General features: G+C 45.1%; 20 protein-coding genes. 7 read left to right on the forward strand and 13 right to left on the reverse strand.

The window, feature by feature from the left end; translation table 11 throughout:
- Window positions 1–370: 370 nt before the first annotated feature.
- Together AC6I7V_RS09745 and znuA are read right to left on the reverse strand one after the other, a co-directional pair.
- A complete protein-coding gene (locus tag AC6I7V_RS09745) occupies window positions 371–3724 on the reverse strand; it encodes an AraC family transcriptional regulator (RefSeq protein ID WP_498011674.1) in 3354 nt (1117 codons plus the stop codon).
- Between the two features lie 273 nt (window positions 3725–3997).
- A complete protein-coding gene (gene znuA / locus AC6I7V_RS09750) occupies window positions 3998–4885 on the reverse strand; it encodes a zinc ABC transporter substrate-binding protein ZnuA (protein ID WP_255230198.1) in 888 nt (295 codons plus the stop codon).
- A gap of 83 nt (window positions 4886–4968) precedes the next feature.
- On the opposite strand from znuA, the gene znuC reads away from it, so the two are divergent.
- Window positions 4969–5748 carry a zinc ABC transporter ATP-binding protein ZnuC gene (znuC, locus tag AC6I7V_RS09755; protein WP_255230197.1) on the forward strand — a complete coding sequence of 260 codons (780 nt, stop codon included), beginning with the start codon at window positions 4969–4971 and terminating at the stop codon, window positions 5746–5748.
- Window positions 5748–6533 (forward strand): zinc ABC transporter permease subunit ZnuB, encoded by a 786-nt coding sequence (gene znuB / locus AC6I7V_RS09760; RefSeq protein WP_261881905.1) that lies wholly within the window; start codon window positions 5748–5750, stop codon window positions 6531–6533. The genes znuC and znuB overlap by 1 nt, the downstream gene beginning before the upstream one ends.
- Before the next feature lie 93 nt (window positions 6534–6626).
- On the opposite strand, the gene sucD is transcribed toward znuB, so the two are convergent.
- The 8 genes from sucD to sdhC form a co-directional block, all read right to left on the reverse strand.
- Window positions 6627–7499: a succinate--CoA ligase subunit alpha gene (gene sucD / locus AC6I7V_RS09765; protein WP_004737919.1), complete on the reverse strand. Its 873-nt coding sequence runs from the start codon at window positions 7497–7499 to the stop codon at window positions 6627–6629.
- Window positions 7499–8665, reverse strand: coding sequence for an ADP-forming succinate--CoA ligase subunit beta (sucC, locus tag AC6I7V_RS09770; RefSeq protein ID WP_032551865.1), 1167 nt, complete (start codon window positions 8663–8665; stop codon window positions 7499–7501). The genes sucD and sucC overlap by 1 nt, the downstream gene beginning before the upstream one ends.
- A gap of 226 nt (window positions 8666–8891) precedes the next feature.
- Window positions 8892–10100 carry a 2-oxoglutarate dehydrogenase complex dihydrolipoyllysine-residue succinyltransferase gene (odhB, locus tag AC6I7V_RS09775; RefSeq protein WP_255230195.1) on the reverse strand — a complete coding sequence of 403 codons (1209 nt, stop codon included), beginning with the start codon at window positions 10098–10100 and terminating at the stop codon, window positions 8892–8894.
- 21 nt (window positions 10101–10121) lie between these two features.
- The gene (gene sucA, locus AC6I7V_RS09780; RefSeq protein ID WP_255230194.1) at window positions 10122–12938 is read right to left on the reverse strand and encodes a 2-oxoglutarate dehydrogenase E1 component; all 2817 of its coding nucleotides are present in this window, start codon (window positions 12936–12938) and stop codon (window positions 10122–10124) included.
- Between the two features lie 97 nt (window positions 12939–13035).
- Entirely contained in the window at window positions 13036–13749 is a 714-nt protein-coding gene (locus AC6I7V_RS09785; protein ID WP_150869062.1) for a succinate dehydrogenase iron-sulfur subunit, read from the reverse strand.
- A 12-nt stretch (window positions 13750–13761) separates the two neighbouring features.
- On the reverse strand, window positions 13762–15528 hold the full coding sequence (gene sdhA, locus AC6I7V_RS09790) for a succinate dehydrogenase flavoprotein subunit (protein ID WP_255230193.1): 1767 nt from the start codon (window positions 15526–15528) through the stop codon (window positions 13762–13764).
- Window positions 15529–15873, reverse strand: coding sequence for a succinate dehydrogenase, hydrophobic membrane anchor protein (gene sdhD, locus AC6I7V_RS09795; RefSeq protein ID WP_032551860.1), 345 nt, complete (start codon window positions 15871–15873; stop codon window positions 15529–15531).
- Window positions 15867–16259 carry a succinate dehydrogenase cytochrome b556 subunit gene (sdhC, locus tag AC6I7V_RS09800; RefSeq protein ID WP_150893808.1) on the reverse strand — a complete coding sequence of 131 codons (393 nt, stop codon included), beginning with the start codon at window positions 16257–16259 and terminating at the stop codon, window positions 15867–15869. Before sdhC ends, sdhD begins: the two co-directional genes overlap by 7 nt.
- Window positions 16260–16675: 416 nt before the next feature.
- Between sdhC and AC6I7V_RS09805 the strand changes: the two genes are divergently transcribed.
- Entirely contained in the window at window positions 16676–17965 is a 1290-nt protein-coding gene (locus tag AC6I7V_RS09805; RefSeq protein WP_255230192.1) for a citrate synthase, read from the forward strand.
- A 188-nt stretch (window positions 17966–18153) separates the two neighbouring features.
- Here the strand turns inward: AC6I7V_RS09805 and AC6I7V_RS09810 are convergent, their stop codons facing one another.
- Window positions 18154–18912, reverse strand: coding sequence for a Nif3-like dinuclear metal center hexameric protein (locus AC6I7V_RS09810; RefSeq protein WP_498010793.1), 759 nt, complete (start codon window positions 18910–18912; stop codon window positions 18154–18156).
- Window positions 18913–19018: 106 nt separating this feature from the next.
- On the opposite strand from AC6I7V_RS09810, the gene AC6I7V_RS09815 reads away from it, so the two are divergent.
- Entirely contained in the window at window positions 19019–19777 is a 759-nt protein-coding gene (locus tag AC6I7V_RS09815; protein WP_255230190.1) for a DUF1853 family protein, read from the forward strand.
- Between the two features lie 81 nt (window positions 19778–19858).
- On the opposite strand, the gene pgm is transcribed toward AC6I7V_RS09815, so the two are convergent.
- Complete coding sequence (gene pgm, locus AC6I7V_RS09820) at window positions 19859–21505, reverse strand: phosphoglucomutase (alpha-D-glucose-1,6-bisphosphate-dependent) (RefSeq protein WP_498010795.1); 1647 nt, start codon at window positions 21503–21505, stop codon at window positions 19859–19861.
- 90 nt (window positions 21506–21595) lie between these two features.
- Window positions 21596–22135: a replication initiation negative regulator SeqA gene (seqA, locus tag AC6I7V_RS09825; protein WP_255230188.1), complete on the reverse strand. Its 540-nt coding sequence runs from the start codon at window positions 22133–22135 to the stop codon at window positions 21596–21598.
- A 93-nt stretch (window positions 22136–22228) separates the two neighbouring features.
- Between seqA and AC6I7V_RS09830 the strand changes: the two genes are divergently transcribed.
- From AC6I7V_RS09830 to fldA, 3 genes are all read left to right on the forward strand, one after another.
- Complete coding sequence (locus AC6I7V_RS09830) at window positions 22229–22990, forward strand: alpha/beta fold hydrolase (protein ID WP_255231804.1); 762 nt, start codon at window positions 22229–22231, stop codon at window positions 22988–22990.
- A gap of 129 nt (window positions 22991–23119) precedes the next feature.
- On the forward strand, window positions 23120–23341 hold the full coding sequence (locus tag AC6I7V_RS09835; RefSeq protein ID WP_032551852.1) for a DUF2788 domain-containing protein: 222 nt from the start codon (window positions 23120–23122) through the stop codon (window positions 23339–23341).
- Window positions 23342–23395: 54 nt separating this feature from the next.
- Window positions 23396–23929: a flavodoxin FldA gene (gene fldA, locus AC6I7V_RS09840; RefSeq protein ID WP_239841325.1), complete on the forward strand. Its 534-nt coding sequence runs from the start codon at window positions 23396–23398 to the stop codon at window positions 23927–23929.
- Window positions 23930–23994 lie beyond the last annotated feature (65 nt).

The raw sequence follows: 23994 nt of genomic DNA on the forward strand, positions 1-23994 counted from the left end.
TCGGATTTGTTACATCATGATGTCGTTAATTTTATAAGGAAAATAAGTGCTACCCCGTATAGTTAATTCCAACGAAGAGAAACTCCTTCTCTTTAACTTTATTCCAGAGGTGATATAGCTTTCGCTGTATCACTCCGGCAGCAAGCGAAGGTGTCTTTGACACCCGTGGTATAGTCCCCCCGGCTATACCACGATATTTTTTTTCTTATCTTCTCTACCTCACTCCTTACTAATCAATCGTCTATTCTTTCGTATCCCTTATCTCGCATCTCGCATCTCGCATCTCGCATCTCGCATCTCGCATCTCGCATCTCAGAACCATAAAAAAAGCCCCGAACAATGTCGAGGCTCATTAGTATTCCAATTTCTATTAGTCGTCACTATTTTCAGCAAACTTCGAAGGTGACATACCAAAGTGGTGTTTAAATCTCTGACTGAAATACGACGGGTCATTGAATCCGGAATTGAAAGCCACGTCAGACACTTTCTCACCAGCTAACAGTCTTTCACAAGCATGCTCCAAACGTACTTGGTTCAAGTGCTCTTTAAACGTCTTGTCGAAAGCAGACTTAAAGCGACGCTGTAAACTGCGCTCAGACATGTATAGCAAGCGTGCAGCAGAAGCCGTACCAAACTCTGCATCAGAGTAATGCTCACCAACTAATAGAGTGACACGGTTCTTCCACTCTTGTTCAGCGCTCATTTTCTGCTGCTCTTGCGTAAGCACAGGATGTTTAATCGTTTCTATCTGCTCTAAGGTGCTTTCGGTGACTTTCTGAGAGGCTTGGTACTCAATTGGCCAAAGCAGCTGCACAACATTTTGCGAATCCGATATGAATGCCTTCAGCTCACCACCACTCTGTTGTACAAGGATTGGTAGTTTCTCAATGTTTAGATCTGTCGACTGAGTTACACCGGTATCAGGATTGGCTACTGCCCATTTAGGGAACGGCATCCCAAAATCACGCAATGTGACCACAAGTTGCTGTTGAACCTCCTCAACTAAAATAAGCATACGTTGAGACTTAAAATTCCGTTTGATTGCACTGGCCACCAAGCTATTGAAGACAATATCAAGATTGAAGTAATTCAGTGTGATATATCGCTGCTTAGTGTTTAAGCTGACCTCGAGCTCAATACCTGCCTTGGCAAGATCATCTTTCCATGCGGTTAACACTGACTCTAAAACGAGAACCAAATCGTAATATATCGCTTGGCTATTCTCATGACCCTGAGCGAGTTGCTCTAGCCCTTGGCGAAGCTCTACGATGGGCGATATTTCATCACTCTCTTGCCAATTAGGGATCAGTGCAGCGGCGCGATTTACCTCTTCAACTAACCTGCTAGCTGTATGGGTTACGAGAACATTTTTTACCGCCAGCTGTTTTTTAAGTTGTTGGTTAGTTGCCAATAAAATTCGACTTTGATGTCGCAACTGATCGGTCTTCAATGCCACTTGAGCCTTAAGCTTGCGGTTGGCGAAAGTAACAAAACGGGAACGCCAAAATACCAACGCAATCACGAACCCTGCCAACAAAACAATAAAGCTTGCTGCAGCCCAATTACTCAAATACCAAGGCTCTAGAATAGAAAACGGCTGCTTAGTCGAGACGAAACGATAATGTGAGTCTTTAACTGGCTTCACTTCGAGTACATAGTCACCGGGCAAAATGTGCTCAAGAGTCAGTAAGCCGCCTTCGAACTCTATCCAGGGCTCATCTTCACTCAACCGATACTCCATTGCTTGGACAAAACCAAACGGTAAAACTCCAAACTTAAAACTCAATGAGCTGCCATAAGGCACTTCCAATGAATCTATATACTTTCCGCCCAAAGCAACTGTGTCTTGATCGACCGTGACTTTGCTTACTAACGCACGCCTTTGCGGTGTCACAGACACCAAAAGCTCATTAGACATCGCCCCCACGAGACCATACTTAGATCCCATAACAAGCAAACCCGATTGCAATGGTTCAGCGACTGCTAAACTGCACGCTCCAGGTGAGAACTCGTTAAGAATCAAACCGAATGGTGAGCCAATATGTTTATTGAGATTGCCACTAAGCCCATAAAAGCTAATCCCTTTTGAAGACCCCAGCCAAACTCCATGTTTATCACTGACCAAACACACCGGACTGATGTTGTCTTCAACCAGCTCGACATCTTCAATGAACTCACTCCCTTTCGCCATTCGATAAACGCCATAGCGCCCAGCAAACCAGTGAGAGCCATCACTAGAGTGGGTAATATCAACGACCTTACCAAACCTCAAGCTGTCTTTTTTAAAGCCAATTTTGCCATTCACCAATGAGTAGTAACCATGGTCCGTACCAATGTAGACCTCACCTTGTTCGTCTACCGAAAGATCGGTAATCTTTGCAGGTAAGTACTTACTGACTAGCCAATCCGCACCATAGGAGACCGCTTTATTTGTGGTTATATCGAGTGAATAAAGGCTTTGTTCAGATGTCAGCCAAAGTAACCCTTCTTTACTCAGAGCAAGAGTATCGACTTGCCGTTGAAGTAAGCTTCTAGGTAAATTCAACGATTTGAGCTGACGAGTATACTGATCAACAGCGACTAAGCCGGTTGGCGTCGCAAGGTAAACTAAACCTTGATACGCAACAATATCGCTCGTTGGTTCAGAGTAGATTCGCTTGGGAAGTACTCTAGAATCTGTTCTGGCTACATATAACCCTTCCGACGTCGCTACCCAAAATTCGGATTCACTGATAGACAGTATTTTATTGACGGAAAAGCTCACCGAATGCATACCTAACCCAGAGATTGAGGTTCTTTGAAAGGTGCTGCTGTACAAAGAAAAGTAGCGTATACCATTGTTAGTCGCGACCCACAAACCGCCAGCAGAGTCGTTGACTAAAGAGTATATTTTTTCACCCGGGAGCGAAAAATCTTGGTTATCAGCCCCTTGGAAACGCGTAATCTTACCTGTGATAAAGTTATAGCTCATCAGGCCATGTTCGGTTCCAATCCAGTATTGGTCTGAGGTCTCAGCAAGCGACAAGACGTGAGAACCAGGAATTCTATTCACCACATCCGGTGATGATAAGCTAATGATCGCTAACCCACTCCTTGAGCCGACAAGTAACTCACGTCGAGCATCAGAAAAGTAGACCTCTTCGATATAGAATTTACCTGAAGCAGTTATGTGCTCAAACTCCCTCTCTTCTGAGCGATATACCCCAGCCGATGTTGCGAGTACCCACTTCGACAGTACACGTTCAGCATCATTTATTTGGATATCGCCTCGTTTATTATGGCGATAGAGCTTAAGTAATGAGTAAGTCTCAAACTCGCTGGTGAGAGTGTTGAAGGTATAGAAGTTGTTTCGATCGGTCACCCAGATATAGTCGCCTGAAGCGCCGATATTAAGAATGTCTGATCCAGGGCTTAAACTGAACGCGAGAAAGCTCTCTATACCAGGAACATGACGATAGACCTCATTATCAAAGTAAGTCCAAAACTCATCGTTTAAGAAAGCCACTTCGTCGAAAGAAAACTCAAGTAGGCTACCCTTTCTTGGTAAGAGGGTTCCACCGTCATAAAACATGACTTTACCGTGCACATCATGGATCCATAAGCCTCCGCCTTCACCTAAGTAAAGGTTTTTAGCCGCAAGAAAGTTCCCTTGCCCTTGAACAGGTAAAGGATAGAAAACCGATGATGCGACACTCAGTGTAGAAACACTCAGCGAAAGACTCATGAAGATGAGTAATCTAAGGATCACTGAATACAAGCTTTTTCCTAACAACAGCAAATAGTACCGGCCCACACAACTTTGAGAGTGCAACAGCCGTCGATGAGTTATTTTGTGATTATAATTATCTCACTATTTTAGCGGAAATTAGCTTGGGAAAAAGGCAGATTGCAAATTTGAGGTAGGATTTATCTTGTAGATCACGAAAATGCCGCAAAATGCGGCATTATTCATAAGCGTCTGATTACTAAGTCTATAGAAACTTTACTCAGATGCGATTTATTGTGCAGATAAACAACTTGAGTAACTATCAGTCAATTGCTGGAGGAACTCGAAGTAACTCCCTTTACCGACTTCAATTGTTGAACCGATTGGATCTAATTGACCTTTCTGAGTAGAGCTACCGCGAACGACTGATTCAATCACCGCTGGCGTAAATTGAGGCTCAGAGAAAACACATTGTACATCTTGTTTCGCCAATGTCTTTTTAATCGAGATCAGTGTCTTAGCACCAGGCTTACGCTCAGGACTTACTGTAAAGTGACCAAGCTTGTTGAGGCCGAATTCATCTTCATAGTAGCTGTATGCATCATGGAATACGTAGTAGCCCTTGTCTTTTACCGGTGCTAGTTGTGCTTCAATCGAGCTCTTTTTCTCAGCAAGCTGTTTCAAGAAGTTCTCAAGGTTTTTGTTGTAAGCATTCGCATTCTGAGGGTCAACTTCGATCAGCTTGCCGGTGATATAAGTTGAAGCGACTTTCACCTGATCAATACCTAACCAGAAATGCGGATCATGACTACCGTGATCATGTCCATCATGATGGTGGTCATGTGAATCGTCACCAAACTCTTTTAGGTTTATGTTGGGGATTTCACTAATAGTCACCACGTTATCATTCGATTTAACGACTTTGGTTAGAAAGGCTTCTAGGTCTGGACCAAACCAAATTACCATGTCAGCCTGCTGAACTTTCTTTACATCAGACGGTTTTAAAGCGTAGTCATGAGGTGAGGCATTACTGTTCATTATCGCATCTGGTTCACTGACACCTTGCGTTAATTCCGTAACAATCATTTGAATAGGTTTAAAACTTGTTAGAATAGTGCTGGCACTGGCAACGCTTGGGATCAATAGCAAGCTTGTCAGTATAAAAGATGAACGTAACATATTACCTCTATAATAGAAAAGTAGCTTAGGCCTGCTGTAGATGTTACATTATAACATTAGCTAATTGCAAATGAGTTCTATTCATGGATAACTTAATCCAATTGGATTCCGTCAGTGTTGAGTTCGACGGTAGAAAAGTTTTAGACAATATATCTCTAAATATAGAGCGCGGCCAAATCACAACTCTAATAGGCCCAAATGGTGCAGGTAAATCGACCCTAGTCAAAGTGCTACTTGGGCTTCAAAACCGATACTCTGGCACCATTACCAAAAACAAAAAACTAAAAATTGGCTATGTTCCTCAAAAACTGAAGCTTAACGACTCTCTACCTCTAAATGTAGAACGTTTTCTCAAGCTTACCGGTAAGTTCAGCCAACAAGAGATTCTTGAATCATTAAAACTGGTTGGCGCAGAGCACCTTATTAAGAACAATATGCATCAGCTATCTGGTGGTGAGAACCAACGTGTACTTATCGCTCGTTCGCTGCTCCGTCGCCCAGATTTACTGGTACTCGACGAGCCAGCACAAGGTGTTGATGTTCAAGGTCAAATTGATCTTTACGAACTTATCGACTCAATCCGGCACCGTTTCGGGTGCGCAGTATTCATGGTATCTCATGATTTGCACCTCGTGATGGCGAAAACCGATGATGTGATTTGTCTTAATCACCATGTTTGCTGTTCAGGTGCACCGGCTGATATCAAGCATCACCCTTCTTACATCGCCTTATTCGGTACTGCGGTTCAAGAGAGCTTGGCTTTCTACCATCATCAACATGATCATCACCACCATGATTTAGCAGGTCAACCTGTATCAGGTGAAGCTCATAGTTGTAAAAATCACAATCACGGACACCACTAATGCTTGAGTTCCTTTTACCTTCTATTCTTGCTGGCCTTGGCATTGCTTTGATTGCTGGCCCACTCGGCTCTTTTGTTGTGTGGCGTAAAATGGCCTACTTTGGTGATACGTTAGCGCACGCGTCATTGATGGGGCTGGCGCTTGGCTTCCTATTAGAGATTAACCTCTACTTAGCGCTGCTAATCTGCTGTTTAATGCTCGCGGTACTGCTAGTTACCTTACAGAAACAGAAATTGGTTGCGACCGATACATTACTGGGCATCCTTGCACACAGCGCCCTTTCGCTTGGCTTAGTGGCCGTTAGCTTTCTCGATAACGTTCGTGTTGACTTAATGAGCTACCTATTCGGTGATCTGCTTGCTGTATCGCCGACCGACCTCGTATTTATTTATAGTGGTGCTGCCGCTGTAGCACTCGTTTTGGCTATTTTCTGGCGCCCTTTACTATCGACAACGGTTAATGAAGACCTCGCTGCTGTAGAGGGTATCAACATAGACCTGATGCGTTTGGTATTGATGTTAATGGTCGGTATCGTTATTGCGGTAGGTATGAAGTTTGTTGGTGCTCTGATCATGACATCATTACTGATTATTCCAGCCGCGACAGCACGCAAGTTTGCTCAAACCCCTGAACAGATGGCCTTCATTGCATCTGGTATTGGTTCTCTGGCGGTGCTTGGTGGACTGAGTCTTTCTTGGTTCTACGACACCCCAGCGGGTCCTTCTGTCGTCATCACTGCAACCGCAATGTTTATGTTGTCACAGATGGTAAAAAATAGAGCTTAGAGTTACTTTTTGTATCTCGTATCTTAGAAAACATACAAAAAAGGCTTGGTCATCGACCAAGCCTTTTTATTATCTATCACTGTAAAGCGCTGATTACCAACCAGTAATCTCGCGTAGACCTTTACCGATGTCAGCAAGAGACTTAACTGTCTTAACGCCTGCTGCTTCAAGTGCTGCGAATTTGTCTTCAGCAGTACCTTTACCGCCAGAAATGATTGCACCAGCGTGGCCCATACGTTTACCCGGAGGAGCAGTAACACCTGCGATGTAAGAAACAACTGGCTTAGTTACGTTCTCTTTGATGAACGCTGCTGCTTCTTCTTCCGCTGTACCACCGATTTCACCAATCATTACGATTGCTTCTGTTTCAGGGTCTTCTTGGAACAGTTTTAGGATATCAATGAAGTTTGAACCTGGGATTGGGTCACCACCGATACCAACACACGTAGACTGGCCGAAGCCTTCGTCTGTTGTTTGTTTAACAGCTTCGTAAGTAAGAGTACCTGAACGAGATACGATACCTACTTTACCTTTCTTGTGGATGTGACCAGGCATGATACCAATCTTACACTCGTCTGGAGTGATAAGACCTGGACAGTTAGGACCGATCATGCGAACGCCAGTTTCTTCTAGCTTCACTTTAACGTCGATCATATCTGTCGTTGGGATACCTTCAGTGATCGTTACGATCAGTTCGATACCTGCGTCGATCGCTTCAAGAATTGCATCTTTACAGAAAGGAGCTGGTACGTAGATAACTGTTGCTGTTGCGCCAGTTACTTCTACTGCTTCACGTACAGTGTTGAATACAGGAAGACCAAGGTGAGTTTGACCACCTTTACCTGGAGATACACCACCAACCATTTGCGTACCGTATGCGATAGCTTGCTCTGAGTGGAATGTACCTTGACCGCCAGTGAAACCCTGACAGATTACTTTAGTGTCTTTGTTAATTAGTACAGACATTATTTCGCCTCCGCAGCAGCAACAACTTTCTGAGCAGCATCTGTTAGAGATTCAGCTGCAATGATATCAACATCAGAATTAGCAAGTACTTCACGACCTAGGTCTGCGTTTGTACCTTCTAGACGAACAACAACTGGTACTGTTACGCCTACTTCTTTAACCGCACCGATAATACCTTCTGCGATCATGTCACAACGAACGATACCACCGAAGATATTTACTAGTACTGCGCTTACATTGTCATCAGAAAGGATGATCTTGAATGCTTCAGCTACACGCTCTTTCGTTGCGCCGCCGCCCACATCAAGGAAGTTTGCTGGTTTGCCACCGTGTAGGTTAACGATATCCATCGTACCCATAGCTAGACCTGCACCGTTAACCATACAGCCAACGTTACCATCTAGTGCTACGTAGTTTAGTTCCCACTGTGCTGCGTGTGCTTCGCGCTCATCTTCTTGAGATGGATCGTGCATTTCACGTAGTTTTGGCTGACGGTACATCGCGTTTGAGTCGATGTTGATCTTGCCGTCTAGACAAAGAAGGTTGCCTTCGCCAGTGATAACAAGTGGGTTGATCTCTAGTAGAGCTAGGTCGTACTGAGAGAACATTTGGCCAAGACCCATGAAGATCTTAACGAACTGTTTGATTTGGTCGCCAACTAGACCAAGTTTGAACGCAAGTTCACGGCCTTGGTAAGCTTGAGGACCTACTAGAGGATCAATCGCAGATTGGTGAATCAACTCAGGAGTCTCTTCAGCGATTTTCTCAATATCCACACCGCCTTCAGTAGACGCCATGAATACAATTTTACGTGTTGCACGATCGACAACTGCGCCTAGGTAAAGTTCGTTAGCGATGTTAGACGCTTCTTCAACTAGGATTTTAGTTACAGGCTGACCATTTGCATCTGTTTGGTAAGTCACTAGGTTCTTACCTAGCCACTTTTGAGCAAACTCTTTAACGCCTTCTTTTGTGTCATGTAGTTCTACACCGCCCGCTTTACCGCGACCGCCAGCGTGTACTTGACACTTAACAACTTTCTTTTCAGTAGAGATACGACCCGCAGCTTCGAAAGCTTCTTGAGCTGTATCACATGCGAAACCTTCTGGTACAGGCAAACCGAATTCTGCAAACAGCTGTTTGGCTTGGTATTCATGCAAATTCATTTTGATATTCCGTTTATTTTCCCTTAAGGGATTATTATTTCCATAACGACACAGTCATCTGTGTTACGTCTGTAGGGTCTTCTCAAATCAGCCAAGACAACTCAAGATAAATAGCGAATATTTAACAAGTAATCCTTAGCTCAAGTGAAGGCCAGACGTTGAGCTAGCCTAGCCTTTGAAACTATCAACGTCTAGCTGTTGAGCACAACTAGACGTTTTAGCGATATTAAACGTCTAATAGGAGACGTGCTGGATCTTCTAGTAGCTCTTTAATGGTTACTAGGAAACCAACTGACTCACGGCCATCGATTAGACGGTGGTCGTAAGATAGCGCTAGGTACATCATCGGTAGGATTTCAACCTTACCGTCAACCGCCATTGGACGCTCTTGGATCTTATGCATACCCAAGATAGCCGCTTGTGGTGGGTTGATGATTGGCGTGGACATCAGTGAACCAAATACACCGCCGTTTGTGATAGTGAAGTTGCCGCCCATCAGCTCATCAACCGTTAGCTTGCCGTCACGGCCTTTGATCGCTAGCTCTTTGATGCCTTTCTCGATGTCAGCGAAACCTAGAGTGTCACAGTCTTTAAGGACTGGAGTGACTAGACCACGTGGCGTAGATACCGCCATGCTGATGTCGAAGTAGTTGTGGTAAACGATATCATCACCGTCGATAGACGCGTTGACTTCTGGGTAACGCTTCAATGCTTCAGTTACCGCTTTCACGTAGAAAGACATGAAACCTAGACGTGTATCGTGACGCTTCTCGAACTGGTCTTTGTACTGCTTACGAAGATCCATGATTGGCTTCATGTTTACTTCGTTGAACGTCGTTAGCATTGCAGTGCTGTTCTTCGCTTCAAGCAGACGGTTAGCAACTGTTTTACGTAGACGAGTCATTGGTACACGCTTCTGGCTACGAGCTGCTGCTGGCGCTTCTACCGCTGCAGGGGTTTCTGCTTTAGGTGCAGATTTCGCTGCCGCTAGGTGTGCATCGATGTCTTCACGAGTGATACGACCGCCTACGCCAGTGCCTTTAACGTCAGCTGGTTGCAGGTTGTGTTCAGCAAGAAGACGACGAACTGCCGGGCTTAGCGCGTCGTTGCTCTCTTCAGAAAGCGTCGCTTTGTGGCGCTTGTCTGGAGATGCTTCAGTATCTTCCGTTGTATCAGTCGTTGGTTCACCAGCAACCGCGCCAGGCTTAAGCTTAGCGATAAGTTGCTTAGAAAGTACTGTTGCACCTTCTTCTTCGATGATAGCCTCTAGAACACCGGCTTCTGGAGCTGGTACTTCTAGAACCACTTTGTCAGTTTCAATATCTACGATGACTTCATCGCGCTCAACCGCTTCGCCCGGTTGTTTGTGCCAAGTTGCGACTGTTGCGTCAGCCACCGATTCAGGTAAATCTGGAACCAGAATTTCAATTGTCATATCTGTGTTTTCCTTTTACTTCTAGTTCGAAAGTAGGGTCAGAGCGTCTTCAATTAACGCTTTTTGTTGTTTCAAGTGTACTGACATGTAGCCAACCGCTGGTGATGCTGAAGCAGGACGGCCTGCATATTTAAGATCAGCACCCGCTGGAATCGCAGCACGGAAGTTGTGTTGACTGCTGTACCAAGCACCTTGGTTTTGTGGCTCTTCTTGACACCAAACGTAATCTTCAACATTTGTGTACTGTGCAATTGCAGCTTGAACTTCCTCAAGAGGGAATGGGTATAGCTGCTCGATACGCACAATAGCAACATCGTCTTGTTCGTTCTTACGGCGCTGCTCTAGTAGGTCAAAGTAAACCTTACCTGAACAGAACACTACGCGTTTCACGTTCTCTGGTTTGATGTCATCAATCTCAGCGATTGCTGGCTGGAATGTACCCTCTGCGAGTTCTTCAAGTGAAGAGGTACACAGTGGGTGACGCAGCAATGACTTAGGAGACATTACAATCAGAGGACGACGCATTGGACGTACAACCTGACGACGAATCATGTGGTAAACCTGAGCGGGTGTTGATGGCACAACAACCTGCATGTTCTGTTCAGCACATAGCTGTAGGTAACGCTCAAGACGTGCCGAAGAGTGCTCTGGACCTTGACCTTCGTAACCGTGTGGAAGCAGCATTGTTAGGCCACATAGACGTGCCCATTTTTGCTCACCCGACGAGATGAATTGGTCAATAACCACTTGAGCACCGTTAGCAAAGTCACCGAACTGCGCTTCCCAAAGGGTTAAACCGCTAGGCTCGGCTGTTGCATAGCCGTATTCAAATGCCAAAACTGCTTCTTCAGATAGCACTGAGTCAAACACTTGGAAAGGACCCTGCTTATCGTGAATGTTCGCAAGTGGAACGTAAGTGCTCGCATCTGTTTGGTTATGTAGAACAGAGTGACGGTGGAAGAAAGTACCACGGCCGGAATCTTGGCCAGAAATACGGATACGTTTACCATCATCTACCAGAGTCGCATACGCAAGTGTCTCCGCCATACCCCAATCGACTTGTTTCTCACCATTAATCATGGCAGTACGATCGTTGTACAGTTTGTTTACTCGGCTTTGTAGCTTGTGGCTATCTGGGTATTGGCACAACTTAGTACCAAGCTCTTTTAGACGCTCGATATCAACTTGGCTGTTCCAATCGATGTTCCAATCGTGACCAATGTATGGGCTCCAGTCTACAGAGTGTAGTGCCATTGGGCGCCACTCTTTAACGACAACTTCACCATGGTCTAGAGCATCACGGTATTCGTTCACCAGCTGAGTTGCTGTGTCGATACCAAACTCACCGCGCTCCATTAGGATGTCAGCGTATAGCTTACGTGGTGTTGGATGCTTTTTGATTTTTTGGTACATCAGCGGTTGAGTTGCATTCGGCTCATCTGCTTCGTTGTGACCGTGACGACGGTAACAAACAAGGTCGATAACCACATCGCGCTTGAACGTATTACGGTAATCCAGTGCCAGACGCGCAACGAAAGCTACTGCTTCTGGGTCATCTGCATTAACGTGGAAAATCGGTGCCTGTACCATCTTAGCGATATCAGTACAGTACATAGTAGAACGCGTGTCACGTGGGTTTGATGTTGTGAAGCCAACTTGGTTGTTAACAACGATACGAACGGTACCGCCAACACAGAAGCCACGTGCTTGAGACATGTTGAATGTCTCTTGAACGACACCTTGACCTGCAATTGCAGAGTCACCGTGAATAGTAATAGGGAGCACGCTGCTACCATCTTTATCGTCTAGACGATCTTGACGAGCACGAACAGAACCAATAACTACTGGGTTCACAATCTCAAGGTGAGACGGGTTAAATGCCAACGCTAGGTGAACATCGCCACCTGGAGTTGCGAAGTCAGCAGAGAAACCTTGGTGATATTTCACATCACCTGTACCCCATGTTTCGTCGTGTTTGCCAGCAAACTCATCGAATAGGTCTTGTGGTTTCTTACCAAGTACGTTCACCAACATGTTCAAACGACCACGGTGAGCCATACCAATAACAACTTCACGCATACCTTGACCACCAGCATGACGAATGATCTCTTTCGTCATTGGGATCAAAGCATCACCACCCTCCAGAGAGAAACGCTTCGCACCAGGGAACTTAGCACCAAGATAGCGCTCAAGACCTTCAGCAGCCGTTAGCTCTTCTAGGAAAGCTCGCTTCTCTTCTTTGTTGAATGATGGTTGACCAGAAACAGACTCTAGACGCTGTTGAATCCAACGTTTTTGTTCTGTGTTAGTCATGTGCATGTATTCTGCACCGATAGAGCCACAATACGTCTGCTTCAAAGATTTGTAGAGATCTTTAAGAACCATCGTCTCTTGACCAATCGCGTAAGAGCCGACGTTAAACGTCTCGTTGAGGTCTTCTTCGGTGAGAGTGTGGAAAGAGGGATCCAGTTCAGCGACTGTATCTCTTTTCCATAAACCTAGTGGATCTAGGTTTGCTGCTTGATGCCCACGGAATCGATAAGCATTAATAAGTTGCAGAACCTTTACTTGTTTCGCATCGACATCTGGATCACTAACTTGGACACTGTAATGCTTTGTTTCTTGAGCGAGTCGTCGGAAGTATTCACGAACACGAGAGTGTGGTTGTTCCACCGTTTCTGAAGCTTGCACAGGCAACTCTTCAAAAACACTTCTCCATTCGTCACTTACCGAGTCGGGGTCACTTAGATACAGTTCGTAGAGTTCCTCTACGTATGTTGCATTGGCGCCAGCCAAGTGTGAAGACTCGAGCCATGCCTTCATCACGCCGTTGTGCATATTTTCCCTTAACCAGTAGTTTTCACGTTTGCTGCGGTCTATGCCGAGCTATTAAAAGGCCGCCCAAAACAGCTAGGGCGGCAATTTTTATCCATTTCTAAACCGAACGATTCACGAGCATGGTCTTGATGTGACCAATCGCTTTCGTCGGATTTAATCCCTTAGGACAAACACTTACACAATTCATGATGCCGTGGCAACGAAAAACGCTAAATGCATCATCAAGATCAGACAAACGTTCATCTGTCGCTGTATCTCGGCTATCAATTAACCAACGGTAAGCAGCTAGTAGGCCTGCAGGACCGATGAACTTGTCTGGGTTCCACCAGAAAGAAGGACAAGACGTTGTACAACATGCACACATGATACATTCATACAACCCATCCAAATGAGCTCGTTCATCAGGGGTTTGTAGGTTTTCGCGTGACGGTGGCACATTGCCATCAGACACTAAGAATGGCTTCACTTTTTCGTAGTTATTGTAGAACTGAGTCATGTCCACAATAAGGTCACGAACAACCGGTAGACCCGGTAGTGGGCGAATCACAATCTTGTCTTGGCCTGATAGCGCAGACAATGGAGTGATACATGCCAGTCCATTTTTACCATTCATATTAAGACCGTCGGAACCACATACACCTTCACGGCATGAACGACGGAATGAAATTGTTGGATCTTGCTCTTTTAATAGAATAAGAGCGTCCAAAAGCATCATGTCTGACCCTTCGTCTACTTCAAGGACGTAGTCCTTCATGTAAGGTTTTTGGTCAACATCTGGATTGTAGCGGTATAAAGAGAAATTCAGTTTCATGGTTAGATCTCCTTAGTACGTACGTGCTTTTGGTGGGAACGCTTCACGGTGGATAGGTTCCATGTTTACGTTACGCTTAGACATCTCTTCTGTATCTGGATTGTAAAGCGTGTGGCATAGCCATTGCTCATCATCACGATCAGGGAAGTCAAAACGAGCGTGTGCACCACGGCTCTCTGTACGGTAGTTAGCCGCTACAGCAGTCGCGTAAGCTGTTTCCATTAGGTTTTCAAGCTCTAGACACTCAATACGCTGCGTATTGAACTCTGTAGACTTGTCAGAAAGGTGTGCATTCTTCAGACGCTCGCGAATCGCTTTAAGCTCTTCTAGGCCCTCAGCCATTGCTTTACCTTCACGGAATACAGAGAAGTTGTTCTGCATACATTGCTGTAGATCTTTACGGATCTGCGCTGGATCTTCACCGTCTGTGCTGTTTTCCCAACGGTTGTAGCGCTCTAGTGAACGGGCAATGTCTTCTTCAGTTGCTGGCTTCGCATCCGCTTGCTTCTTCAGTGTCTCACCTAGGTGTAGACCGGTCGCACGACCAAATACCACCAAGTCAAGTAGCGAGTTACCACCCAAGCGGTTTGCGCCGTGTACAGATACAGAAGCAATCTCACCACAAGCGAATAGACCTTGTACTTCGACATCGCTACCATCAGCAGCTTGCTTGATCGCTTGACCAGAAACTTGCGTCGGAACACCACCCATCATGTAATGACATGTTGGGATTACTGGAATTGGCTCTTTTACTGGGTCAACGTGTGCGAAGGTACGAGACAGTTCACAAACGCCAGGTAGACGAGATTCAAGCGTCTCTTTACCTAAGTGATCCAGTTTCAGTTTGATGTGTGGACCCCAAGGACCGTCACAACCCCGACCTTCACGGATTTCAACCATCATTGAACGAGCAACAACGTCACGACCCGCTAAGTCTTTCGCGTTTGGTGCGTAACGTTCCATGAAGCGCTCACCGTCTTTATTCAGAAGGTAACCACCTTCACCACGACAACCTTCCGTTACCAGAACACCTGCACCAGCGATACCCGTCGGGTGGAACTGCCACATTTCGATGTCTTGCATTGGAACGCCAGCACGGATCGCCATACCAACACCGTCACCAGTATTGATGTGCGCGTTTGTCGTTGACGCGTAAATACGACCAGCACCACCTGTCGCTAGGATAGTGGCTTTTGCTTTGAAGTAGCATACTTCGCCTGTTTCCATGCAAAGTGCTGTTGTACCAAGGATGGCACCGTCTTCATTTTTCACAAGGTCAAGCGCATACCACTCAGAGAATACGGTTGTCTTGTGCTTGATGTTTTGTTGGTAAAGCGTGTGTAGCAACGCGTGACCAGTACGGTCAGCTGCTGCTGCAGTACGAGCTGCTTGCTCACCACCAAAGTTCTTCGATTGACCACCAAAAGGACGTTGGTAGATAGTTCCGTTGTCAAAACGAGAGAATGGAAGACCCATCTTCTCTAGTTCGATAACGGACTCTGGGCCATTTTTACACATGTATTCGATAGCGTCTTGGTCACCGATGTAATCAGAACCTTTAACCGTATCGTACATGTGTTGTTCCCAGTGGTCCTCATGCGCATTACCTAGCGCAACCGTAATACCACCTTGAGCAGAAACGGTGTGAGAACGAGTTGGAAATACTTTAGAAAGCAATGCACATGAAAGGCCTTGCTCTGAAATTTGTAGTGCGGCACGCATACCAGCACCACCAGCGCCGATTACTACGGCATCAAACTCACGAACAGGAATAGTCACTTACGCACCCCACAAAACAAACAGACCAGAGAAGAAATATCCTAGAAGAACCGCAACTACACCTACTTGAAGACCAACACGCAGTTTAGCGCATTTGATGTAGTCGGTTAGCACTTGCCATAGACCGATCCAAGCGTGAACAAGAACCGAGGTAAGCGCTAACATGGTAAAGACTTTAGTGAAAGTTCCACCAAAGAACTGAGTCCATGATACGTAAGAGATGTCGGTGAAGGCACAAAAGCTCACCAAATAAATTGTGTAAAGCGTCATAATGATTGCAGTTGCACGAATCAGTAGGAAATCGTGAACGCCATTACGACCAAATGTAGAAACGTTGTTTACCATACTAAGATCCCCGCTAGTAGAGACAATACCGCTGTCGCTGCGAATGCAACCTTAGCGCTCTTAGCGCCAGATTCCAGCTCTTCAAAGTGACCTAGGTCCATAAGAAGGTGACGAATACCACCAGCAATGTGGTATGCCAGAGCGGTTAAAATGCCCCACAGAATAAACTTAACGAAAAAGCCATCGACGATGTCGCTTGCTTCCGCGAAGCCTTCCGGGGAAGAGAGGGAAATATTTAATAGATAAAGTAAAATTCCAATCGCAACAAAAGTAATCACCCCAGACACGCGGTGTAGGATGGAAGCTATTGCTGTGATAGGAAAGTGGATAGTCTGCAAATCTAAATTAACAGGTCTTGTCTTTCTTTCTTTCACGGGCTTGCTCACTCAGCTCCATTGAGCATTACGGTCATTAAATAACCTTTGATATTGTTATGGACAAAATTTGGTCGCAAACCTGCAAAATTTAACATTAACTTAACAAATAACTGAAGTTGAGCCTGAGTTAATTGTAAAATATTTGTTAACAACAAGGTTAACGAAGACACCTCACATTTCTTCTTAGCCTTGCATTTATAAGGTTTTAACCAAACTTTTCAGCGCCACTATACGGACGGCAACATTCTAATACAATTGATGTAACAAATAATGCTACACAGCACAGATTTTTAACGAATTTAATGTAAAAAACACTAACAAGTGCACACAAAGCTGCAGAAAAATTGACTTTCCCACGTAAGACCAGTAAAAAAATGGCACATAAACATCCTGGACGGATTAAATAATAAACAAAGGAGATTGTTATGGCGGATAAGAAAGCTACCCTTCATATTGAAGGTCAAGCGCCAATCGAGCTGCCGATTACGGAAGGTGTACTTGGTACGCCAGTGATCGATGTTCGTACACTAGGTTCTAATGGTTTTTTCACTTTTGACCCTGGTTTTCTTGCCACTGCATCCTGTGAGTCTCAAATCACTTTTATTGACGGCGGCAAAGGTATCCTTTTGCACCGTGGTTACCCAATTGACCAACTAGCCAATAACGCTGATTACTTGGAAGTATGTTACATCCTTCTCTATGGTGAAGCCCCATCTCGCGACGAATACGAGAAATTCAAAACGACCGTTACTCGTCACACCATGGTTCATGAACAAATCGCAAGCTTCTTCCACGGCTTCCGTCGTGACGCCCACCCAATGGCTGTTATGTGTGGCGTGGTTGGTGCTCTTGCTGCGTTTTATCATGACTCACTTGATATCAATAACGACACGCACCGTGAGATCGCGGCTTACCGCCTAATCTCGAAAATGCCAACGTTAGCCGCAATGTGTTACAAGTACTCGATCGGTCAGCCGTTCATCTACCCTCGTAACGACCTGAACTACGCAGAAAACTTCCTTCACATGATGTTCGCAAACCCATGTGAAGAGTACGAAGTGAACCCTATCGTTGCTCGTGCAATGGATAAGATCTTCACTCTGCACGCAGACCATGAGCAAAATGCTTCTACTTCAACTGTACGTCTATCTGGTTCTTCAGGTGCTAACCCGTTCGCGTGTATCGCGGCAGGTATCGCATCTCTTTGGGGTCCAGCTCACGGTGGTGCAAACGAAGCGTGTCTACGTATGCTGGAAGAAATCGGCAGCGTTGATAACATCGAAGAGTATGTTGCAAAAGCGAAAGACAAAGACGACCCATTCCGTCTAATGGGCTTCGGTCACCGCGTTTACAAAAACTACGACCCACGTGCGACAGTAATGCGTGAAGCATGTCACGAAGTACTGAAAGAGCTGAACATCAAAGATCCACTGCTAGACGTTGCTATGGAACTTGAGCGTATCGCCCTTTCGGACGAGTACTTCGTATCTAAGAAACTGTACCCGAACGTAGACTTCTACTCAGGTATCATCCTGAAAGCGATCGGTATCCCTGTTTCAATGTTCACAGTAATCTTCGCGATGTCTCGTACTATCGGTTGGATTGCACACTGGAACGAAATGCACAGCGACCCAACGAACCGTATCGGTCGTCCACGTCAACTTTACACGGGTAAAGAGCAGCGTGACTTTAAAGCACTTCACGAACGTGAATAATCGTTTTTAAAGTATGATTGTTAAAAAGGGTTGATGCGAAAGCACCAACCCTTTTCTTTTTATACGAGATATTTTGAATCTCTATGGCACCCTGTCACGCTGCTATCAAGAGAATCCCTACTCCTTCCTCCATCAATTTGAGGAATAAGGAATACCTTCTACTCGTACCCCTTATCCCGTACTTGCTCTTATACCGGATTATCGATATCGATAAACTCAACATCCAAACCGTGCTCTTTTGCAAGCCATTCACCGAGCGCTTTAATGCCGTAGCGCTCTGTTGCATGGTGACCTGCAGCAAAATAATGGATGCCTTGCTCACGCGCTGAATACGTTGTGCGTTCTGAGATCTCACCCGAGATAAATGCATCTAAGCCGTTTGACGCAGCAAGCTCAATGTAGTCTTGACCACCACCCGTACACCAACCGACTGTTTCAATCATTTTATCGGCGTTTTCCGGAGCAATATGCAAAGGAGCACGATTCAACACCTGATTGATCTTCTGCGCAAATTCAGCACCTGTCATTGGCTTGCTCAACTTACCAAACATAGCGACTGATTGCGGGTGCCCTTCTAAACCACCTTCTACCTCGATTTCAAGCAGTCGAGCCAGCTCTGCGTTGTTACCTAATTCCGGATGAATATCCAAAGGCAGGTGATAACCCATCAGGTTGATGTCATTCTTAATCAAAGTGCGGATGCGTTTACCTTTCATTCCGCGAATCGGTTCAGGCTCACCTTTCCAGAAGTAACCATGATGAACAAGCAGTGCATCTGCGTTTAGCTCAACCGCCTTATCAATCAAAGCTTGTGAAGCAGTAACTCCTGTTACAACGCGTTTGACTTCAGGCGTACCTTCGACTTGTAGACCATTCGGACTGTAATCTTTAATCTGTTGAGGTTGCAGCTTGTCATTAAGAATTTTTTCTAACTGTAGGTTATTCATTGCTTGTTCCAGCTTACATTTTTGATAACGTGGTTATATCAATTTACGGGTAGAATGTCGAAAGCATACTGGGGTCAGACGACCTTGGCCAATCAGTGAGGAAGAGATGGCGTCATTACAACGATTTTTTCAATGGATCATAGATTCACCGCCACTATTAGAGTGCAAGGACCCCGTCAGTGATTTAACACTATTTGCATCGTCACAATCACTTCCAAATGACCACCAATATCAAGGCAATCCAAGATTAGGCTTTGTTTATCAGCATTTGTGCCAGACTCTGTTCGAAAACTCACCAAATTACGTCATTGCTCATGATGAGATCCAAATCAATGTAGATGGTCGAACATTGGGTGCCATAGACTTTATTCTAGAAGATAAGCGCAACGCTCAATTGGAGCATTGGGAAGTGGCCATTAAGTTTTATCTGCTTCATGAAGATACTTGGTATGGCCCAAATGCGCATGACCAACTCGACAAGAAGCTTGATCGTATGCTTAGCCACCAATTGCAAATGTCTTGTTCTGAAGCATTTCGTGCTCAATACCCAGACCTTGATATTCAATCGCAACATCTGTTAATGCAAGGCCGCTTGTATACTAACCCATTTCTTGAACAAAAAGTTCCAACTCATTGTTTAGGTTATAAAATTAATTCCACGCAAGTAAACGGCTACTGGTGTTATCAAAATCAAGCTCACCTTATTGAAGAAGCGCTGTACCCACTTACCAAGAATCAATGGGCGTCAGGTACTGAAGATTTCGAGCAGTCACCCATTACAGAGTTTGGCGATCGCTTTATACATGGCCAAACAAAGTCTGGGCAGTTCTGGTTCGTGATGCCAGAACGTTGGCCACATGGATAAGGCTATTTTCAAAGTGGCACAAAAAAGGGTTAATGCTTTCACATCAACCCTTCTTATTATCTAGCTAAAATCGATTACCGATTATAAACCTGCCGCAGCAAACACTTGGTTAACGATCTCTTGAGCTTCTTCTTCGATTTGCTTCAGGTGCTCTTCGCCTTTAAAGCTTTCGCAGTAGATCTTGTAGATATCTTCAGTGCCTGACGGACGAGCTGCAAACCAACCGTTTTCAGTTGTTACTTTAAGACCACCGATAGCTGCGCCATTACCTGGAGCGTGCGTTAGACGAGCAGTGATTGCATCACCCGCCAATGTTTCCGCTGCAACCATCTCTGGTGATAGCTTTTTAAGTACGTCTTTTTGCTGGCCGTTAGCAACGGCTTGAATACGGTTGTATTTAGACTCACCGTGTTTTGCCGCTAGCTCTTCGTAGTAGTCTTGTGGGTTCTTGCCCGTTACCGCGGTAATCTCAGCAGCAAGAAGACACAGAATGATGCCATCTTTATCTGTTGACCATGGTGTACCGTCTTTACGTAGGAATGATGCACCCGCAGACTCTTCACCACCAAAGCCGAACGTACCCTTGTATAGACCATCCACAAACCACTTAAAGCCTACCGGGACTTCACATAGTTCACGACCAAGGTCTGCAACTACGCGGTCAATCAATGCACTTGATACCAGTGTCTTACCAACCGCGACATCTTTGCCCCAACCTTCACGATGACGGTATAGGTAATCGATACATACCGCTAGGAAGTGGTTCGGGTTCATTAGACCTTTTGGCGTTACGATACCGTGGCGGTCGTAATCGGGGTCATTACCAAATGCTAGGTCGTATTCGTCTTTAAGCGCTAGCAGACCTGCCATTGCGTAAGGAGAAGAACAGTCCATACGAACCACGCCGTCTTTATCTAGAGACATAAACTGGAACGATGGGTCAATCGCTTCACTTACCAGTGTTAGGTCAAGGTTATATGCCTTACCGATTTGACGCCAGTAGTCGATGCCGCTACCACCAAGTGGATCAACACCAATTTTTAGGTTTGCTTTTTGGATTGCTTCCATATCGATCACATTCACTAGGTCATCGATGTATGGTTTCACAAGGTCCATCTCTACAAACAAGTCAGATGCTTTCGCTTCTACAAGGGACATACGTTTGACACCTTGCAGACCTTCTGCAATAAGAGCATTTGCACGATCTTCGATCGCTTGTGTCAACTCAGCTTCAGCAGGGCCACCGTGTACTGGGTTGTACTTGATACCGCCATCTTGTGGTGGGTTGTGAGATGGCGTAATAACAATACCGTCAGCCTTATCTTCATGCTTAAGGTTATGCGTTAGAATCGCATGAGAGACACCCGGAGTTGGAGTGTAGCCATTGTCTTGCTGAGTAATAACTTGAACGCCATTGGCAACAAGTACTTCAACAACACTTGAGAATGCTGGTTCCGAAAGCGCGTGCGTGTCTTTACCTACAAACAGAGGACCAGTCGTGCCCTGCTCTGCACGCACTTCAGCTACTGCTTGAGCAATAGCAAGAATGTGGTTTTCATTAAATGTTGATTTGTCTGCTGTACCGCGGTGACCTGAAGTACCAAACTGAACTTTGTGGTCTGGGTTTGAAGCATCCGGTTGCTGTAAGAAGTAGTTTGCAACTAAAGCCGGGATATTATGAAGATCTTCCTGCTGAGCTTTCTGCCCGGCACGAGGGTGCATAGCCATTTTGACATCCTTATATACAAAATTAAAAAACAAAAAAACCTCATAATATCTTCTTTAGCATGGATATTATGAGGTTTAAATCAGATTTCCTTAGATTGAACCTGTTACTTTTTCTATTAGTTCAGCTTGGAAATTCATGCGACTCATCAACTGTTCAACCATCTGTCTTTTGCGACTGGTGTTGTTATTGGTGATTACCCAAAACGGGCTGTTTGGAATCGCTTTTGGCTTAGTCGTATTACCGTTAGCCAGCAGTGTCGCTTCATTGTCTGCGAAGTAGACACGTTTGCGACCTTTTACTTGAGTCGCTTCTGAAAAGCTCGCTGGGTCAATTTTATGCAGTGTTGATAGCACCAGCATGAAACGATCAATGGCTTTCTTTAAAGAGGCAAATTCATCTGAAATAAGCAGCGAGCGCATCTCTTTAACGCCATCTAGCTTCTCTGGAGTAAAGCCTACTTCCTTACTCACAACGATACCTTTCGGCTCCACGATCTCTTCAGCCGGAGCCAAGCCTTGATTATCCACCTGCAATAAGCGGCGCAGAATATCTGAAGCACTTTCGCCGATACGTTCTGTCTGACCCGCGATATAACGGTACAGGTCCTCATCAACCTCAATTGTTTTCATTCGCTTTTCACAATCTCAATGTTTAAACTCTGGGGGATTATAGCGAGATCCGCGCGGATACTCTACGTCAAACCCACCATGAATAAGATAAAAATGTCAGTACAGCTCAACTATAAATTGGAAGGTGAGGGTCACACCATCGTTTTGATCCACGGATTATTCGGCAACTTGGATAATTTAGGCCTACTTGCTCGTGATCTTAAAACCGATCATCAAGTACTCAGTATTGATCTACGTAACCACGGTATTTCCCCGCACAGCGATATACACGATTACCACTCGATGGCTGGTGATGTGGCGCAGCTTTTGACGTCACTCAATATCTCTAAACCAACCGTTATTGGTCACTCAATGGGTGGTAAGGTTGCGATGGCGCTGACTGAATTAGTGAGCATCGAGAAACTTATTGTACTCGACATGGCACCTGTCGCTTATACGCAAAACCGCCACGACAATGTTCTTGCAGGTTTAAACGCCGTCATCGAAGAGCAACCAGCTTCTCGTTCAGAAGCGCTCAAGGTATTAGCCCGCCATATTGAAATTGACGGCGTACGCCAGTTTTTAACCAAGTCACTGTACAAAAACGAAAGCGGGATAATGGTGTGGCGATTTAATGTTGCATCGTTAGAAGCAAATTACGCCAATATTATTGGTTGGGAACCAATCGAAAAAACCAGCGTCAAAACACTACTGATTAAGGGTGGCGACTCTGACTACTTGATGCCAGAACATCAACCTCTGGTTCAGCAGCAGTTTTCTAATGTGAAAGCGCATGTCATTGCCAATACTGGGCACTGGCTACATGCAGAGAAACCCAAGGAAGTTCTCAGAGCTATTCGCAAGTTTTTGAGCTAACAGCCTCGTTTTTTAAAAGCATAATCTCGATATCAATAGATAAATGAGAAGTCAGCGATTTCTGCCGATTAACTTTATCTCACAACAGTGATATAGTGCGCCCAAGCAAAATTGGTATATAAGGTTCCCATGCTTTACGACTACATGAACATCATTGAATCTATTGGTTTAGATCTTCTATTTGCATCGATTTTCTTTCTAATCGGTATGGCAATTAAAGACGTTCTGAAACAGGGTAATGTTCCGGCGTTTGGTCGTCGCATTGTGTGGTTAGTGTTGTTCCTTGGCTGCGCGGGTTTTATCGCCAAGGGAATTATTCAAGTGAGCTGGGAAGGTTCAGGAATCGGTTGATTCTCGTCCAAACTTATTACACCGACAACAGACAAAATGAAAGGTAATGATTCTATGGCAAGTGTAGGTCTCTTCTTCGGTAGCGATACAGGTAACACTGAAGCTGTTGCAAAGATGATTCAAAAACAATTGAGCAAGCAGCTCGTTCATGTTCAAGACATTGCAAAAAGCAGCAAAGAAGATATCGATAACTTCGACCTGCTTCTTCTAGGTATCCCGACTTGGTACTACGGCGAAGCACAATGTGATTGGGACGACTTTTTCCCAGAGCTAGAAGCCATCGACTTCTCAACTAAGCTAGTGGCTATCTTTGGTTGTGGTGACCAAGAAGACTACGCTGAATACTTCTGTGATGCTATGGGTACAATCCGCGACATCGTTGAAGCGAAAGGCGGGACTATTCTAGGTTACACTTCAACTGAAGGTTACGAGTTCGAAGCGTCTAAAGCCCTTGTTGAAGGCGACGACAGTCAATTTGTGGGTCTATGTATCGATGAAGATCGTCAACCAGAGCTAACTGACGAGCGCGTATCTAACTGGGTTAAGCAAATCCACGAAGAGATGTGCCTAGCAGAGCTAGAAGACTAATCATCTCTCTGCTCGTTGAAGATATTGAAAAACCTCCACGCGGAGGTTTTTTTGTATCTATTACT

The organism is Vibrio sp. KUL70, from assembly GCF_059725515.1.

Excerpts from the sequence above, each read along its gene's own strand:
- AC6I7V_RS09745 (WP_498011674.1), bottom strand. The coding sequence starts at position 3,724 with ATGAGTCTTTCGCTGAGTGTTTCTACACTGAGTGTCGCATCATCGGTT.
- znuA (WP_255230198.1), bottom strand. The coding sequence starts at position 4,885 with ATGTTACGTTCATCTTTTATACTGACAAGCTTGCTATTGATCCCAAGC.
- znuC (WP_255230197.1), top strand. The coding sequence starts at position 4,969 with ATGGATAACTTAATCCAATTGGATTCCGTCAGTGTTGAGTTCGACGGT.
- znuB (WP_261881905.1), top strand. The coding sequence starts at position 5,748 with ATGCTTGAGTTCCTTTTACCTTCTATTCTTGCTGGCCTTGGCATTGCT.
- sucD (WP_004737919.1), bottom strand. The coding sequence starts at position 7,499 with ATGTCTGTACTAATTAACAAAGACACTAAAGTAATCTGTCAGGGTTTC.
- sucC (WP_032551865.1), bottom strand. The coding sequence starts at position 8,665 with ATGAATTTGCATGAATACCAAGCCAAACAGCTGTTTGCAGAATTCGGT.
- odhB (WP_255230195.1), bottom strand. The coding sequence starts at position 10,100 with ATGACAATTGAAATTCTGGTTCCAGATTTACCTGAATCGGTGGCTGAC.
- sucA (WP_255230194.1), bottom strand. The coding sequence starts at position 12,938 with ATGCACAACGGCGTGATGAAGGCATGGCTCGAGTCTTCACACTTGGCT.
- AC6I7V_RS09785 (WP_150869062.1), bottom strand. The coding sequence starts at position 13,749 with ATGAAACTGAATTTCTCTTTATACCGCTACAATCCAGATGTTGACCAA.
- sdhD (WP_032551860.1), bottom strand. The coding sequence starts at position 15,873 with ATGGTAAACAACGTTTCTACATTTGGTCGTAATGGCGTTCACGATTTC.
- AC6I7V_RS09805 (WP_255230192.1), top strand. The coding sequence starts at position 16,676 with ATGGCGGATAAGAAAGCTACCCTTCATATTGAAGGTCAAGCGCCAATC.
- AC6I7V_RS09810 (WP_498010793.1), bottom strand. The coding sequence starts at position 18,912 with ATGAATAACCTACAGTTAGAAAAAATTCTTAATGACAAGCTGCAACCT.
- AC6I7V_RS09815 (WP_255230190.1), top strand. The coding sequence starts at position 19,019 with ATGGCGTCATTACAACGATTTTTTCAATGGATCATAGATTCACCGCCA.
- pgm (WP_498010795.1), bottom strand. The coding sequence starts at position 21,505 with ATGGCTATGCACCCTCGTGCCGGGCAGAAAGCTCAGCAGGAAGATCTT.
- seqA (WP_255230188.1), bottom strand. The coding sequence starts at position 22,135 with ATGAAAACAATTGAGGTTGATGAGGACCTGTACCGTTATATCGCGGGT.
- AC6I7V_RS09830 (WP_255231804.1), top strand. The coding sequence starts at position 22,229 with ATGTCAGTACAGCTCAACTATAAATTGGAAGGTGAGGGTCACACCATC.
- AC6I7V_RS09835 (WP_032551852.1), top strand. The coding sequence starts at position 23,120 with ATGCTTTACGACTACATGAACATCATTGAATCTATTGGTTTAGATCTT.
- fldA (WP_239841325.1), top strand. The coding sequence starts at position 23,396 with ATGGCAAGTGTAGGTCTCTTCTTCGGTAGCGATACAGGTAACACTGAA.